The sequence below is a fragment of the Paraburkholderia sabiae genome, from assembly GCF_030412785.1.
Classification (GTDB): Bacteria; Pseudomonadota; Gammaproteobacteria; order Burkholderiales; family Burkholderiaceae; genus Paraburkholderia; species Paraburkholderia sabiae.
This window is the reverse complement of sequence record NZ_CP125298.1, coordinates 297,727-312,903: the sequence shown is the minus strand read 5'-3', so window position 1 is coordinate 312,903 and position 15,177 is coordinate 297,727. Positions and strand designations below refer to the sequence as shown.

Below are 15,177 nucleotides of genomic sequence, written 5' to 3'. Positions count from 1 at the left end.
TGCGCCGATCATCAATTGGCTCCTATACGGCGATCCGTGACAGTCACAACGAGAATGAGTATGAATGGCTGCGTGATGTGCATGACGCGCTCGATCGTCGGCCGATCAAGCTCTTCACGTTCCTCGTCGGCCAGCAGGAACTGCTCGCGCAGAAGACAGCCTTGGAGGTCGCAGGCAAAACGCAGATCGTTGCGCGTCTGATGGTCGAGGACCTCGCGTTCTACGGCTGTTGCGGTCGACTATTCTTGCTAGCAGGACGATCAACATCGCTAGCGGCCTCTTCTAGCTTGTCGTTTTTCCATTCTTCTGCGATATTTGCCGACGTTTGATATCAACTGCTCCGTGTTGCCCGCGCGGCGCAACACCGACGGCGGGGCCGTTTCGAGTTGCTCGCCATGCTCGCAGCAATCGGTGATGTCCGGATTCAGCCAAGCTCGCTTCCAGTAGGGCGCGCTCACGTCCATCGGGTTGAGTACGAGGCATCGAAAGCAGAAAGGCAATCGCCTTCTCGCCACCATCCATGAGACCGGCGTCTGAATGCTTCCAATGGTTTTAGCCTCTACGCGCGCAAGCGCAGCCAGCTTATCGAGCGCAGTATTGTCTAACGGGGCGAATAATATCCATCCCACATTGGTTAAAGCTGGCAACTGACCAAGTCCATTGATTTCCCAGGCCATTTCGACAGTCATCCGGTATCGACTCGCTACGCGGCCGAACCAACTGCCAAACGCTTCATCCTGAAAAGGACGCGGTGCATAAGGCCAAGGACGATAGTTAGCCTGCGCTTGTAGATGTGACATCTTTTAGATGCTCGAGTCTGATTGCCTCGTGGCCGCTCCGTATCGCGAGTTCTGCTGCTGCGTTGATGATCCTTGATATTTCACCCGTTAGGCCACCACTTGTGGCAAGTACGTACTGCGCGATATCTCGCTGTGCAAGCTCCGATGGAAGGCGCAACGGCAGGACACGCTCGAACGCCGCCAACAAGCGCCGAAATCCATCGCTCTCTTGCCAACGCGGCACTTCGAAAGGCTTAAAGCGGCTGACCATCTGTGCGTCGGTCTGCAGGGCAATCACCGCGTCGTGAGTGCCGACCAACACCATGCTGGCTTGCAGATCGTTTGCAAGGAATTTGAGCAGATTTAGCGAAGCGCGCTGTTCACGATATGAGCCCGCCAAAAGGTGGTGCACCTCATCAATGATGAACATGCGCGGGGCCATTCGACGCAGAAGATCCCGCGCAAGTCGTTCAAGAACAGTGACGCTTGCCGCGGGATTATGCGGCGCGCCAACCTCGAATAGCAGTCCAGAATAGAAGCGATGCTGATCTGGCGTCGGTGGCATCTGCATCGCGATCGTGGGACGGATTTCCACTCCCCGTTTGGCGTCGAACGTATCTGGATGATGCCGGCGGAATTTGGCGATGATCTGAGTCTTGCCAATATTTGAGTCACCATGCAGCAGCATGCATGGCATGCGCTCACGGCGGGGAAGGGCAAATAGCCTATCAAGCTCCTGCAACGCCTGGTTCGCACGTGGATAGTCGATCCAGCGGTTTCCCCAAAGGCAGTTGATGCGGGCTTCGACGTCGAGTTCCGCTTGAGCGCGCACGGCAGGAAGCAGATGCGAAAAGGGCGCTGGCTTCATTATTTGTCACCATTGCTCGACGTCGTACGCAGATATGGGTTGGCTATAATCAATCGGCGTGGCTTGGGACGCGCGTTTATCATCCAGCTGTGCTGGAAGAAGCTCTGATCGAGGCCGGCCGCGCGTCTTCGGCAAGCGTCGCCGTAATACGCTTCGTGTCGCTCTCTGTGCGCGATCCACGAGGCTGCGTTGTTCTTCGATTGTGCGGAACATCATGACCTCCGAAACGGTTCGTTGGCCTTGCTCCCGCAGATGCTTTACCGCTGCTCTTTGTTCCCAAAGTGAAATGGCAGGGCGCCTCAGATCTGCATATCGCACTTCGATAAAATCATGCCGCGCAACCTTTACATAAATCCGGGAGAGATCCTCGGGGTGATAGCGAACAATGACGTCGTGGTCGGTCTCGCGCCAAGCTGTAAATATGGGGTGCCAGTACCGAATGTGAAATAGCGTGAGGCCATCGCGTTGGATCGTCCGGCGAGCTGCGGGAAGAAAATGCAACAGAAATCGCAGCGCGGCATCGGGAGCAGCTGAGAGCCCGTTCACGGGTGAGGTCGCACATAGGGTCGTCCATCTGCCTGCTGGTGTATCGCCACGCAGGCCTCGATGCGCGCTGTAGTGATATCGCTGGCCAACTTCGAGGGCCAACCATTGTTCAAACTCCCCGAGGGTCAATGCGGCCTGCTGTTCAGAACGTCGCTCCTTGCGCCCTTTTGGTGATGAGCCAGTTGATCCCGGCAAATCGTGCACACGCTCCATAAGCGTCCGGTTCAGCCGTTCAATGTGCCCACCGAAGTGCGGCTTGCCGACTGGCCGATACATCAACTCGACGCCATATTCGGCACACCCCAGTTGCAACGCCCTACTTTTGAATTCCGCTGCATTGTCCAGATGCAGCATTCGGGGCATGCCATGCATCGGCCAGTCCGTTCGCACGCCAAGCTTGCTGAGCCATTCTGTTTTCGGCAGAACGATTCGCGTGAGGAGCAATGCGACAGTTGCGGCATTTGGGCGGTCAATGCCGACAAAGAAGCCCACCACACATCGCGTGGCCACGTCGATCGCTAGCGACAACCAAGGCCGGCCCAATGGGCGCCTCGTCAGGTCGTCGACTACAATAAGATCGGCTTGGGTATGGTCGATTTGAACGACGTCAAGGGGTTTTCCGACGATGAAATTCCCGGGCGCAATCGCCGATTTGGGGCTTTTTGCCCGCTCCAATGCTTCTTCGCGCTTATGGGATGACCATCGCCGAGCAACAGTGTCGCGGCTTGGAGAACTGACACCGGCCTCCATGCATCGTCGACGCACCTCCGCTACAAGGCTCGTAAGCGGGTGCGCGAGCTGACGTTGTGCGGGCAGCCAGACGGTCAATACGTCGTCGATGACGACTTCAGTATGTCGCCCTATGCGACGACTACCAGTCCTCGGTCCGGGCGGATGCGGTTTCAGTGAACTGGCAACCGGGTCGGCAAGAAACCGTCTCCGCAAGCGGTAAATTGTTGTCCAGTGGACATCGAGCAAAATCGCTGCTTGCTTGGCCTGCCCTCGCGTCATCGGGTCTTTGCCAAGCGTTCGCAAAATGCGGGCGATGGTTGTCTCGCGATCGGAAAGGTTGCCTTTCTTTAGCATCTTGCTCCCCGTGCCCAACATGCTCTACCCTCACGCTAGCGGAATTAGTCGTCGGGTGAAATGCAATAGCGCCATCATTCGTCCGCTAGCACACACAATGTCGCATTGTCACGACATCGTAAAATTTGAGAAGTTTTGAGCTTTTCTCGAGAAATATAGGGCTCCGACGTCTCGGGTCATTCGCAGAATTAGTCGGCGCGGCTAGCAGGATTAAGCGACGTCAACACTTGTCAACCGTTCGGAGTACGACGCGTCTGGCGCGACAGCTTCCAGAGCCTTGCCACATGCTCCGAAAGCGGCTCACCGGGTTGTGCGGCTCAGCGTGCGTCGCATGTTCGCCTGACCAACAGGTGGACGTACGACTTGTGCCCGAGACATGCGTGCTGGGCACCCCGGCGCCAGGCCACGGCACGAGGCGTTCGCCGTTAGGCATGACTGTGCGCATGCGTTCGGTCTTCGCACGTGTTTGGGCTAGAGGGCGGTCTTTCGAGCCGCAGAAAGCATACGCGATCGATGTGCGCGTATCTCGCGTATCCGTCAGTCACGCCATGTCATTCAGCGGCGTATGACGCCGATACCCCGTCACGTGGTCGATCTATTTTTGGGGGATGCGGTCGCTCCGATCGCCAGTTTCCCCGAGCGGCTCGACTTTGTTCCCCATGACCGGCGTCCGATTATGGCAAACAAGCCCGGGCCTTTATCAACTCCGCTCTGCCGTTCAAATCGGAATGACCGAAACCCTCGACAGCGTGCGTTGCTGCGATGCCCTTCGGACGCTACCCCATCCGCGATCATCGATGGCGCGGTCCCCAATGGTCTGATGCCCTATCGGTAACAGGACCGAGTCGCATCCGCCACGCACTTTTGGTATGCCTCTTGGCAATCCCGGGTGCATCGTCTCTGCTGCTCCGCCACGCCATTGGGGTCGTTCGTCCGACCGGCCGACGTGCATTGACATTGCGCGAATGTGTAATTGCAGATACTCGCCTGCACGGATGCGCAGCGTTGGTCAACCTCCGCATGTGCATCAAAAGCGGACACCTCCACGAAAAGAAGCAACAGGCCGACGACGAGAGTGCGCACAATGGTCTCCAGCGGAAGTTCGCCCGGACTGTTCGAGCGTCAACGCGGACGTGGAACCCACAACGTCTTAATCATGCTCCGGCGGCCGGTCCGGACGCAACCGCGGCGCACCGATCTGTTGGGCAGTTGGTTCGCGCCAGGGGCCCTGCCCCACATCGGTGCCGACGCTCCCCGATGCTCGACGACGTCGGCGCGCTTCTCTGCCGGTTCCGCGTCGCATGGCCGATTCGTCAGCCGCCTGACTCTATCGATCAACGGACTTACGTTCCACAACGCCATAGGCGTTCGTCCTTCGCGCATCAGCCCACGGAGAAATTGGCCTACAATCGCCGCGTGGACACCACCCGACGGGAGGCGTAAATGTATTTCGTTCACCACGGCGTCGCCATCCAGCCGTCTGTATCAAGAGCCGGCAACACGTTCGTCGCCCGGGTTTCGATCCTCGAAGAGGATGGCGAGACGACCTCTCTTGGCGACCTGGGACAGTTTGCCAACCGGGAGTCGGCTTTCGCATTTGCCGTGCGTTGCGGCACCGCGTTCGCGGACGCCGAGCCGCTGCCCAAACCGCCCTGCACTGTCGGCCGTCGCTGACCGCCAACAAGGCGGGCCGTCTCGCCAAGAGACCGAACTATCAGCGCGACGGAGTCGTTTTTAAAACTGTCTACTCCGACCGGAGGCGTTTCCCGACCCTTGTATTCCGTGCGTCTACGTCCAGTCAGGACAAGCGGCCCGCCAAGATCGCCTCCCCCGTTTCACCCGCTCCCTATATTGGCCTGCCAGAATTACAGAATACGTAATGTTCACTACGCTGGAGGCTCAATGCGAGGACAAGACTCGCAGAGACGCTTCCTTCGGCGTTTTCAGCATCTGAACTCCTCTTAAACCGTGAAACAACTTCAGGAAAAAGCCGCGTCCGTTCTCTGGAACGCCCGCTGCGCCGTGATTTCGCGCGGCCGGCAGTGTGCTAAAGATTGTTTCACGGAGCCCTCACCTTCTCCATCGCGTTCCGTCGAATTTTTTTAGTTATACTAAGCGATCACTTGCTGGCCCGCAATGCTAGGACACTGAGTCGCCGACTACACAAGGATGTTGCAGTTGACGGACGTCATCTTACAAAGGCACTTGGTAAGGTCTTTTCCCCTCAGCCATGCCTAGAAGCAGGCGAACCGAGACTGTGGGAGTCACTGTTTTTGTTAGCGGGATTGGCGACGGTGGTTCGCGCGTTCAAGCCTGGCGTTATTTCTACCGCTATGACTTCGCCCCAGTCGTACCCGCGCCGCCCGCCCTCGCACGCTCGCTCGCAGCCATGGCGACCGGACGCGGGCGACTCGCGGCGACCACGCCTACGCAGTACCCGATACGACCGAGCGATTATTCAAGGGCGCTGGGTACCGTGTGATGCAATCGCCATCTCACTGCGAGGCGGAGCGCCTATTCTGGTACGCACGCAGGATCGGCAGGCCGATCTCGGACTGGACGCGCGACGAGTTTTCTGCGTACATCGCATTCCTCCGCGCCCCAGCGCCTTGGGGCGTGCCCGCGCCATAGGCGTAGGGTGGGGCTACCCCGGCGTGGCGACCATTTCTCGGCCCGCTGTCGGACCGGTCGGCGGGCGGACCAAGAAGATCATCACGGAGCTGTTCGAGCGGCTCTGCGACGTCGACTACCTGCAACTTAGTCGCGCGTCCGGCCTGCCGACCGTCGGTCGGGCTACTCCTGAAAAGCAAGCACGGTTTCTCTCGACGGACGAGACGGCGTTGATGCGGGAGGCGCTTGGCGCCCATCCCGAGCCCGAGCCCTCGCGAAGGCGCGCGACAATGTTCGCAATCGACGCAGCCAGTGGCGGCTCACGGCGCAGAAAGCCCGCGCATGCGGCGAGTCTTCGCTGAGGGCTGCGGCGGTCGCTTTCGCGAAAAACCGCTTCACCGCCTTGTACTACCAAGTCGCCGGTATCGCCTTGCTCGCCTCCAAGGCTAGCTCGATCATTTTTCGCGCGCACACGACTCCGATCGCGCAGGCTCTTCCATTCGCCCCACTGTTTGTCCACCGAGCCGACGGCAACTGCAGCAGCGCTTCGTCCGGCGCCGGGAACCGGCGACAGCCCAAACGCGAGCCGGTAAGGCTGCACCCCACCCTCTCGGTGGATGCCCGTTGCGACACACATTGGTGCCGGATGCGGTCGCGAACGGCATGAGTCTTAAGAGCGCTCGAAATTTGGCCGGGCATGACTCGCTAGGCACAACATCGGTCTGCGCAACTTCCGGGACCGCCCGCAAATCTGGGTAGGCAGAATCCGTTCTTAGGAATGCAACCGTCGAAGACTGACCCCCTCCGTAGTGGCCAATGACGCGAATGAGCGCGCCATCCGATGCCTCTCGCTTAAATTCAGTAGATAGGTTTATCTAGGTTTGACGACGCCACCTGCATTCAGAAACGCAGCCATCATGGCAAGTCTCATTTCGGCATCTTCGTCAACGGGGCCTAGGTCGTAGGTCAGGATCAGGTTGCCACCGGATCTGTCCAGCTTCACAGAAGCCGAGTTGCGGGCCAGTCCAACGAGGTGGCTAACCAGTTCATCCTGAGAAAGCCGGGGAATTATGCCCCCTGCCTCGATGGCGAGCGCTCTCATTTTCTTCATTCCCCTGATCTTGGCCAAGCCAACGAGTCGCTCTCCCATCTTGACAGTCATCGCGGGGAAAAGGGCCAGCAATTCGCTGGGCAGAGAGGCGATCGCGGTAGCCTTTGCAATCGCCTGTCTCTGCACGCCGAGATGTGCGGCGGCGCCTGTCATAGAGACCCATCTGCCCTTTGCGAGCCCTTCGCTATATGTTTCGGCCAGCGACAGAGGGTTGGAATACTGCTGCGTCGAACGCAAAAGAACATCTTTACCGCAGACATGCGCAGACAGCTGAGCGCGTGACTTCCCCTGAGGATCAAGTGTTCTCGCGCGATCGACCAACGAAGAGACGCCGCGTGCCTTTGCGGCTTTCAACAGTTCCCGCGCGGTTTTGTTGACGATTCCCACTTCGCTAAATATTGCGAGGATCTCTGCAGGAAGTTCGGATACCGCTACCGCTTCGCGGATCCTGGCGAATCCTACCTTTACCTTGAGTTTCTCGGTCAGCACCGCTGCCGCTTGCCTGTAGGAGGACCAGTGAACACCGTTGCCGGCGTGATAGAGCGCGGCCAACCGAAGAGGGTCTGCCGCCATATGAGTAAGTTCTGTTTGCATATCGTTGTACGCGAGGTGCGACGACGAAGTATCGAACAAGGCCGGTCGATGCGATCGCCAAAAGGGCCACTAAATAGGGGCCGTTTCCGGGCATTTGAAGCCGTCGAATCATTAGATACTACCGGCCGACCCAGTCAAGGGTCGAGTCACCACACGGTTCAACCTCTCGGCAGCGAGATCTAAACGCACCTCGAAGACTTGCGACCATGCGGGACGCAGCGAGCATCGTGCGACTTCTCTCGTCACCCGTTGGCGCGTCGCACCGCTTTTGGCCCATCTTTGGCCTGACTAGGGGCCGAGCCAATTTCTTTCGCTTGCTTGGCCCGTATTTGGGACATCGTCGGCACAAGCTTGGCCCCTTAAAAATTTCGGGCCAAACACGGGCCAAAGAAATCTCCAGCACTTTGCCGGCTCTGGCGGAGCGGGTATGCCGATCACTCGCTCGGTCGTGAGTGTCGGTATTACTGACACTCGTTTATAAGATTGAAGAGGGTGCGGAAAACAAAACTGACACTCGGCAGGCCGTAGGCGTTCCCGACCCGAAACTGTAGGCCAAAGTGTCGGTACTACTGACACCGCGCGTCGCTCTCCATCCGCAGCAGAGTCGCCGAGCCAACACTTTGCGTCGATCTCTGACCGCGTTCGATCTTCACGGTTCACAGCGCCGACCGCCTTTGAGATAGGCATAAAAAAGCCCGCGGTCGCGGGCTTCCGGTGGCTGCATTACTGCTGCGCGCTTGGTTCTTCTCGGTACAGCTCGCTGATCAGTTGCCGGATACGAGTCTCTTGAGCCTCGCTAAGCGAGCCAGTCTTGATCTTGACGGTGAAGGAGTTGACGTCCTTCGTTATGCTCCCAGCCTGTTCCTTGCCCGAAAAGAACTTCGCGATGCTCCGCTCGCGCGCCTCTGCTCGTGAACCCTGACGTGTGGCCTGCGCTACGATTGCCGCAGCATATCGGCCTTGAAGAATTTCGCCCTTAACGACGTCCGGCCACAAATCCTTCGCCGCAGCCAAGCCGGCAGCACCATGTTTCTTGATAGCGGATACTATTTCTTCTGCGGCGTTGCACCCAAGCAACCCCGGTTGCAAGTCCAAATGTTCCTTGATGAAATCAGGCAGCTTGTCGAACGCCAAAAATTGATACAGCCCAGCGCGCGACATACCGAGGGACTCAGCAAGTCGTTTTCGATTCGGGAACTCTGCTTCCGCCCGCCGGAGCGAAATCGCAACCTCATAGTCGGTCAGGTTCGCGCGCCCGATGTTCTCTACCAACGCGAGAACTACCATGTCCTCATCGGAGCATTCGACTATTACCGCCTTGATCTGCTCCATGCCCAAGATCTTGTGCGCACGCAATCGCCGCTCGCCAGCGATCAGCTGGTAGCCAGACTCAACGCGACGCACCGCCACCGGCTGAACTAATCCCTTTTCGCGAATTGACTCGGCAAGGTCCGAAAGTTCGGCCTCGACAAAAATCCGCCGAGGTTGCCACGGGTTCGGCGATACCTCCGCAACTGGAATCGTTGCCTGGCCGCCACTTGCCTCCAACTCTTGAATTTTGAGTTGTGCGGCAGCCAACGCCCCCGCCATTCCGGGCCCCGTCTTCGGCTTCTCGACCACGGGCTTGTTCGTTTCCATCTCCTCGTCAGAGATTGAGGACGTCTTCCGGAGGTTGGCAGTTTGCTGAGCCATACGGTCACGAATGCTGCTCATTGCGCAAGGCTCCATTCATCGACATACATGTTGTCAATCCACTTGCAGTATTCGACCAGCGGTTGGCGTACGCGCTGCACCGTCTTTGAAACGCCGTCGGATTTGCTGAGGTCAAATACTGTCGAGAGCGCTAACGCCCCATTGCTCATCACCGAACTCGCGGGAATCTCCGTCGTGGTCAGCCAGTCTTCGTAAGCGCGTTGCGTCCAAGAACGAACGATGGGTGCGGATGAGGTCGGGCTTGTATCCACCTTCGACAGAATGACGGAGATAAAATCGTAGACTTTGTCCGACTCCTTCTCCATGAAGTTCGCGGCAATATCCGAAAACAGCCCCCAGAACGACACCGAGCTGATGAAGTCAAGGCTCTCCGGCACCAAGGGCATCACCATCGAATCAGCTGCCATCAACGCGTTTAAAGTCAAATAGGAAAGGGAGGGCGCAGTGTCCAAGATGATGTAATCGTATTTCTTGCGCAGCGGCTCCAAGCCTTTCCGCAGGATTGCCCAAAACTGATAGCTTGGCCGAGTCTTAAGCATCGAGGGGATAAAGAACTCAGCACTGAACAGCGATGGATGCGCTGGAATCACATCCAAGCCGTCCCAGTAAGTTTCCTTGATCGCATATTCCAACCCTCCTTCCATCTCTTCGTTGTAGATAAAAGGGAGCACAGTCGAATCCTCGTCGACCTCGTTCTCAGCATAAAGTCCGCAGAGTTCGGACAGTGAGGCCTGCGGGTCCAGGTCAACCACGAGTACCTTCCGCCCGCGCAACGACAACCCCTGAGAAATGCACATGGTCGTCGTAGTCTTCGTCGACCCACCCTTGAAATTTGCAACTAGGACAATCTTGCCGTCGGCTTCGCGACCAGTCACGAGCGGCGATTGATAGATTTCCGACAGTTGTTGTACGTAGGTCCTTGCCTCGGCCAAGCTGAACAGCCGACTACGGCCCGTGCCGTGCGCAACGCCCGGCGGCAATATGCTACCTTCACGCGTTGCTTGGTAATGGAGTTTGGTTCGGTCCAGCCCGCACAAATCTGCTACTTCGGCGGTCGTAAAGTTTGGTGGCGCCTTTCGCGGCCTCGGCGTGAGGATCTGCTCGCGCAGTTCGGCTGTCAGTCCATCCAACTTTTTCGCAAATTTAGCGATCTTCGCGAGAGGCACCTTGCGCGTGATAGCGGGGAATTCGGCCTTGGGCATCATTTTTACACTTTCACCGGAAATCAGGACAAAGTGTAGAATACGCGAAAACTTCGATAAAATCGCTTCCACTTTGGCTGATTTCTGAAATTCCCCGCCTAAACCGCTGAAATACAACATAAAAATGTTGACGGGCAGCCGGGTCGAGCCCAATGTTCGACCTACTCGAAGCATGCTCTCAAGTGCACCTCATGGTGAGAGGAATTGTTGAGATACGCGGAAGCGATTGAGAAAGGTAGGGGTCGGAATTGGCCAGCTGACGGTGCCTGCCGTTTTTTCCAACAATTCTACTCACCAACGACTTGCCGTCCCCGCCCGGAGACGCTCCCGACGGCAGCGAACTGCATCGACTCCATTAGCGGGCAGCTTCGCTTCTCAACGCCAACAACCGCGCGGCGGACTTGCATTGGGGAAGGCCGCGCCTGCCCACAAAATCACTCACCATCATCCCCGCCGAACGCGTTATCCACAGACGCCGGCGACTAACAGCACCGTCTGGGCCGCCCTCGCGCGTATCGAGCCGAAAAAGCGAGCAGCCAAACTCCGGCCCTACACAAAATCACTCACCATCGTTTCAACAATACTATTCACCCGACGACGGTCATTTTGCCCAGAGTTCCCTGTCAGATAAGGGACTCCGCGATCGGCAACGCATTTCAACAAAAATGCTCACCATCCCTACATGCGATACAAAGTCACTCACCCGAGGCTGGAAAACTTCTCACGCTCACCAAGGATTTTCACTCACCTTCGGCCAACAAAAGTTCTCACCTCAAGCACAAAACCGCTCACCTACATGCCCCTAAGCGCTTGTTTTTACGAAGATTGTTGATTCTCTGTAGTTCGTCTGTCAGTTTTCGATCTTAAAGAATTAAAAAAACAAACAACCTGTGTCCGTCACCCGTTCAAGGTCCAGCCTGCGCGAATCTTTAAGTTCCCGTGTGCCACTGCCCAGCGCAACTTTTAAAAGCGCAATTCATGGTGAGTCTTTTTGTTTTTGACATCTCACCTACACGTGTTAGATTCTCTGCGACCGGTAACTAGGGACACGATCCCCGATGGCAAACAACATCGCGACACGCGCAACCTCGCGCCAGCTGTCGTTTGAGCTGTTCGAGGAGATGCTCGCCACAGATACGCCAATCAACGAATCGACGAAGGAAATTGGCTATCAACGGAACAATGTTTTTATCGACATCACCGATGTGGGTATTACAGCCAGGCGATTCCTGGACGCGGCGCATTTCATCGTGGCGCAGGAACCGACCACCCCGAAGGTTTACGATGTTGAGCTGAGTTATTTCCGATGGCTCATGCGTTATGACAGTTACAACTATAAGCACCTGCGAACGGTAGTGTCTGAGGCTCAAAAGGCTTTGATCCAGGTTTCGTCATCGCCCACGGGCAGCATGTCCGGAGAGGATGAAAAGTGGGTGTCCGTGCAGCTTATCGGTATCGTCGGTATCGACAAAGGGCGGATCACGTTTGCTGTACCCGAGCCGCTCATTCCGCACATCAAGGATCCGGTGAAGTCGCACTGGCTGAGCCTGCGAATCACCTCCGCCTTCACGCTTACGTATGCTAGAGCTATCTACGACCACGTCATCGGTTACATAGCCGAAGGCATAACCGAATGGTTCGAAGTCGATGTGGTACGTGGCTGGCCCGGGAAAGCCGCGTCGCCCGCAGCCGAATTCAAGTATTTCAAACGCGACAACCTCGACAAGGCGGTTAAGCAGATTAACGCAGTCTCAGACATTGAGTTGAGCTACGAGACTCGCACCGTGAACCCGAAGTCGAAGAAGATCGACCGGATTCGTTTCAGGCTAACGCGCAAGGAAACTGCTGGGGCCATTCGAGCGAGCCTCCTTGGCGCGCAGGAGATCTACACGACGCTGAAGAACGAATTCGGCTTCACTGAAAAGCAGTTCAACACCATCTCGCAAAACCGCGCTGTCTGGTCAGATGAGCGTATTCTTCAGGCAATCGAATACACGCGCGCGAAGGTCGAATCTGGCCAAATCAATAAGAGTCCAGGCGCCTACCTACTAAAGGCTATTGCCGAAGGCTACAAGCTATCGGACGCTGACCGCAAAATGCTAACGGTCCAGCAACAGCGGCAGGAACAGGGGAGGGCGGAGTCCAGCGCTCGGCAACTGGCTACAGCAGCCGTCGCCGCAAGCACTGCAGCAGCAGAGGAGCGCAGCCAAACTAGGACGGTCGAGACTGCCGACCTAGGACGTGAGGCGTACCACAAGGCGGACAGTAGGGCGCAAAAGGACTTCATGCGCGCATTTATCGCCTCAGCGGCTGGTAAGCTGGCCATCAAGCGGGTAAAGCACAACCCTGCGACGATCCAAGAGTCAGAAGTGCTGGCGCATAAGGACCTATCCTTTGCGCTCTACTCCTTCGTATACCTGCGCACGAAAACGAAAGCCGCCCCCAAGGCTTAAACCGACACGCGAACACGCGCCTTCACAGACAGCACGAGCCTCTCCGATCAGATCGTCGCTTAATCTAGACCGTTCGCAACAGCTGCGGCCGCTGAAGTGCCACGCGGACCGGCTTAGAGGTAGCGGGAAATCAAGCACGCCGTTCGCAGGTCCATCCGTGAAAGTCTCAAACTGTGGGTGGCGACTGGGATCCCGTCGGTAGAAGGGCCCGGGGAGCTAAGAATGCCGCACAATTTCGAGCCAAGCCCTGGCGGGCCTGTGAGATTAAGCGCGTTGGGGTTTTACGTGTAATGGCTTGCCCGAACTGCGGGTCCTTCCAAGTATATGAATTTAAATAAGTTCGGGTGCGACGCAACTGTAGCCACACTTGCACGTTCCTGTTTTTGTGGCTACAGCGATACGGCATGCAAGCACAAATCGTTGGTCAATAGAGGTGTAAAAGAGATACGAAATAAGCGCTCATTCCGCCGGAGTAGCCTTAACACGTAATAGAAACGCCCCGCCCCCGAGAGCGGACAACACCTGAGGACCGTAAGCTTAAAGGCGCTCAATTCTCTGCGCCTTTCGCCTTAAATTACGCATTAGAAGTTGCTTCAATGGTAGCCATTCATCAAGGGTTGCCATGCGTATTTTCAGGAACAAGCGTCAGGCCGCGCTCTCTACGGCCCCAGGCTCCTTCGCCGAGGAAGATCCCGCACAGGTGATCTTCGAGACCAGCACCAAGCTGAAGGTTGAGGCCAATCGCTGGATGCTTATGGCCTTCGCAGCTATTGCGGTTGCCGGCGGCGCAGTGTGGACACGCCAGCCTCCGCCGTCAGTCACGAAGGTAGTCGGTGTGTCCGCCAACGTGAGCGGTCATCCGGTCGTGACAGAGCTCGTCGCATACAAGCCGGACTCGCAGGCGATCCGCACGAGCATGAACGAGATGGCTGTACGGTGGTTCACGATTGAGCCGGTTCTTACCGACAGTCTCAACACGTCCCGTATGTCAGCCAACATCAACTCGGTAAAGGCGCAGATGATCGGGGCGGCGACGGACCAGTTCAAAAGCTGGCTGCGAGACGACGCCCCTTTCCAGCAGATCACCGCCAACCCGAAACTGATTCGCGAAGTGAACGTGCGGAACATTGCACTGCTTGAGGATCAGACGGTTCTCGTTGAATTCACGACGACGACTTCCCAGGCCGGTGCGACGGGCAAGCCTGACGTGAAGTCCTACGCGCTGACTCTGCGCTATCAGATCGTTGCACCCACAGCGGACGCGGCGCTCACCAAAAACCCTTTCGGTATTTTCATCCCGTTTTTCCGTCTTGAGCGGACGGGCGGAGCTTGAGCCTCATGATCACGAAACCTCTACGGCCCGCGATGGGCATCGCCCTCACGCTTGCCGCGATCGTGTTACCGATGGCGGCCGCAAAGGCCAAGCGACCGGCAGATGCAGGGGCGATCAACACCGCAATGATCGCGAGTGATCCGATGAGCCCGGTGAATCCGTTTAACAGTGGCGCGGATCCCCTCACGATGCCTGGCGACGCTCGTATTGGCGTGTTCTCGTACAGCCGGGACCAGATATTTCGCATCCTTACTGCGCCGCTGAAGCTGACGACGATCGAGCTGGAGCCGGGCGAGAAGCTGATTGCGGACCCGGCAATGGGCGACAGCATCCAGTGGGAAATCGATGACGACAAGATGAACCATGTGTTCATCAAGCCGCATAAGCCGGATCTCGTGAATACGCTGCACCTGACGACAAACCGGCGCGAGTACGACTTCACTCTGATCGCGTCGCCGGCGGGCGGATTCTTTTACCAGACCGTGCGATTCCAGTATCCGCGCGCGCCGATGACGCGAGTGGCAGCTCGTGACGACTCGGCTGGCGCTGGCGCAGCGGGGGGTGAGCGCACGACCGACTCGGGCAACATCAGCGTGTCCCCCGACAAGCTGAACTGGGATTACTCGGTCGACGGAAGCGCTGAGTTCAAGCCTGAAGTGGTTTTCGATGATGGTCACTCCATCTGGATGCGAATGCCGGTAAAAGCGCAGACGTGGCCGGTTCCCATGTACAAGGATCACGGAGATCGGGTAGTGGGCAACTTCATCCGGCGCGGCGATTTTCTCGTTTTCCAGCGCCTTGCCGACGAGATCGTGCTCGTGTCCGGAAAGGATGAAGTGACGGTTACGCGCGGTCGGCGCCGCGTCTTTGGAGTGTTCTGAT

At 57.3% G+C, this 15,177-nt stretch carries 10 protein-coding genes and 1 pseudogene; 5 read left to right on the top strand and 6 right to left on the bottom strand.

The features are described 5' to 3' along the window. Positions 1-44 precede the first annotated feature (44 nt). A pseudogene (locus QEN71_RS44165) lies at positions 45-227 on the top strand (ATP-binding protein); the annotation flags it as partial. Between the two features lie 42 nt (positions 228-269). Here QEN71_RS44165 and QEN71_RS44160 read toward each other — a convergent pair. Genes QEN71_RS44160 through QEN71_RS44150 form a run of 3 tightly spaced genes read right to left on the bottom strand, consistent with a single transcriptional unit; the run spans position 270 to position 3,279 of the window. Then, on the bottom strand, positions 270-800 hold the full coding sequence (locus tag QEN71_RS44160; RefSeq protein ID WP_201657532.1) for a TniQ family protein: 531 nt from the start codon (positions 798-800) through the stop codon (positions 270-272). Beyond that, a complete protein-coding gene (locus tag QEN71_RS44155; protein ID WP_201657535.1) occupies positions 775-1,647 on the bottom strand; it encodes a TniB family NTP-binding protein in 873 nt (290 codons plus the stop codon). Before QEN71_RS44155 ends, QEN71_RS44160 begins: the two co-directional genes overlap by 26 nt. Positions 1,648-1,653: 6 nt before the next feature. Then, positions 1,654-3,279 (bottom strand): Mu transposase C-terminal domain-containing protein, encoded by a 1,626-nt coding sequence (locus QEN71_RS44150; RefSeq protein ID WP_201657538.1) that lies wholly within the window; start codon positions 3,277-3,279, stop codon positions 1,654-1,656. A 1,443-nt stretch (positions 3,280-4,722) separates the two neighbouring features. Between QEN71_RS44150 and QEN71_RS44145 the strand changes: the two genes are divergently transcribed. Continuing rightward, positions 4,723-4,953, top strand: a complete 231-nt coding sequence (locus QEN71_RS44145; protein ID WP_201657541.1) for a hypothetical protein — start codon at positions 4,723-4,725, stop codon at positions 4,951-4,953. Between the two features lie 1,807 nt (positions 4,954-6,760). On the opposite strand, the gene QEN71_RS44140 is transcribed toward QEN71_RS44145, so the two are convergent. The 3 genes from QEN71_RS44140 to QEN71_RS44130 all read right to left on the bottom strand — a co-directional run bounded on the left by QEN71_RS44140 (position 6,761) and on the right by QEN71_RS44130 (position 10,509). Continuing rightward, positions 6,761-7,633 carry a hypothetical protein gene (locus tag QEN71_RS44140; protein WP_201657543.1) on the bottom strand — a complete coding sequence of 291 codons (873 nt, stop codon included), beginning with the start codon at positions 7,631-7,633 and terminating at the stop codon, positions 6,761-6,763. 684 nt (positions 7,634-8,317) lie between these two features. Continuing rightward, positions 8,318-9,307 (bottom strand): ParB/RepB/Spo0J family partition protein, encoded by a 990-nt coding sequence (locus tag QEN71_RS44135; RefSeq protein ID WP_201657546.1) that lies wholly within the window; start codon positions 9,305-9,307, stop codon positions 8,318-8,320. Beyond that, positions 9,304-10,509 carry a ParA family protein gene (locus QEN71_RS44130; RefSeq protein WP_201657865.1) on the bottom strand — a complete coding sequence of 402 codons (1,206 nt, stop codon included), beginning with the start codon at positions 10,507-10,509 and terminating at the stop codon, positions 9,304-9,306. The genes QEN71_RS44135 and QEN71_RS44130 overlap by 4 nt, the downstream gene beginning before the upstream one ends. A 1,058-nt stretch (positions 10,510-11,567) precedes the next feature. Between QEN71_RS44130 and QEN71_RS44125 the strand changes: the two genes are divergently transcribed. From QEN71_RS44125 to QEN71_RS44115, 3 genes are all read left to right on the top strand, one after another. Next, complete coding sequence (locus tag QEN71_RS44125; RefSeq protein ID WP_201657549.1) at positions 11,568-12,962, top strand: replication initiation protein; 1,395 nt, start codon at positions 11,568-11,570, stop codon at positions 12,960-12,962. Between the two features lie 622 nt (positions 12,963-13,584). After that, a complete protein-coding gene (locus QEN71_RS44120; protein ID WP_201657552.1) occupies positions 13,585-14,295 on the top strand; it encodes a type IV secretion system protein in 711 nt (236 codons plus the stop codon). 5 nt (positions 14,296-14,300) lie between these two features. Then, positions 14,301-15,176 carry a TrbG/VirB9 family P-type conjugative transfer protein gene (locus QEN71_RS44115; protein WP_201657555.1) on the top strand — a complete coding sequence of 292 codons (876 nt, stop codon included), beginning with the start codon at positions 14,301-14,303 and terminating at the stop codon, positions 15,174-15,176. Position 15,177 lies beyond the last annotated feature (1 nt).

Excerpts from the sequence above, each read along its gene's own strand:
- QEN71_RS44160 (WP_201657532.1), bottom strand. The coding sequence starts at position 800 with ATGTCACATCTACAAGCGCAGGCTAACTATCGTCCTTGGCCTTATGCA.
- QEN71_RS44155 (WP_201657535.1), bottom strand. The coding sequence starts at position 1,647 with ATGAAGCCAGCGCCCTTTTCGCATCTGCTTCCTGCCGTGCGCGCTCAA.
- QEN71_RS44150 (WP_201657538.1), bottom strand. The coding sequence starts at position 3,279 with ATGCTAAAGAAAGGCAACCTTTCCGATCGCGAGACAACCATCGCCCGC.
- QEN71_RS44145 (WP_201657541.1), top strand. The coding sequence starts at position 4,723 with ATGTATTTCGTTCACCACGGCGTCGCCATCCAGCCGTCTGTATCAAGA.
- QEN71_RS44135 (WP_201657546.1), bottom strand. The coding sequence starts at position 9,307 with ATGAGCAGCATTCGTGACCGTATGGCTCAGCAAACTGCCAACCTCCGG.
- QEN71_RS44130 (WP_201657865.1), bottom strand. The coding sequence starts at position 10,509 with ATGCCCAAGGCCGAATTCCCCGCTATCACGCGCAAGGTGCCTCTCGCG.
- QEN71_RS44125 (WP_201657549.1), top strand. The coding sequence starts at position 11,568 with ATGGCAAACAACATCGCGACACGCGCAACCTCGCGCCAGCTGTCGTTT.
- QEN71_RS44120 (WP_201657552.1), top strand. The coding sequence starts at position 13,585 with ATGCGTATTTTCAGGAACAAGCGTCAGGCCGCGCTCTCTACGGCCCCA.
- QEN71_RS44115 (WP_201657555.1), top strand. The coding sequence starts at position 14,301 with ATGATCACGAAACCTCTACGGCCCGCGATGGGCATCGCCCTCACGCTT.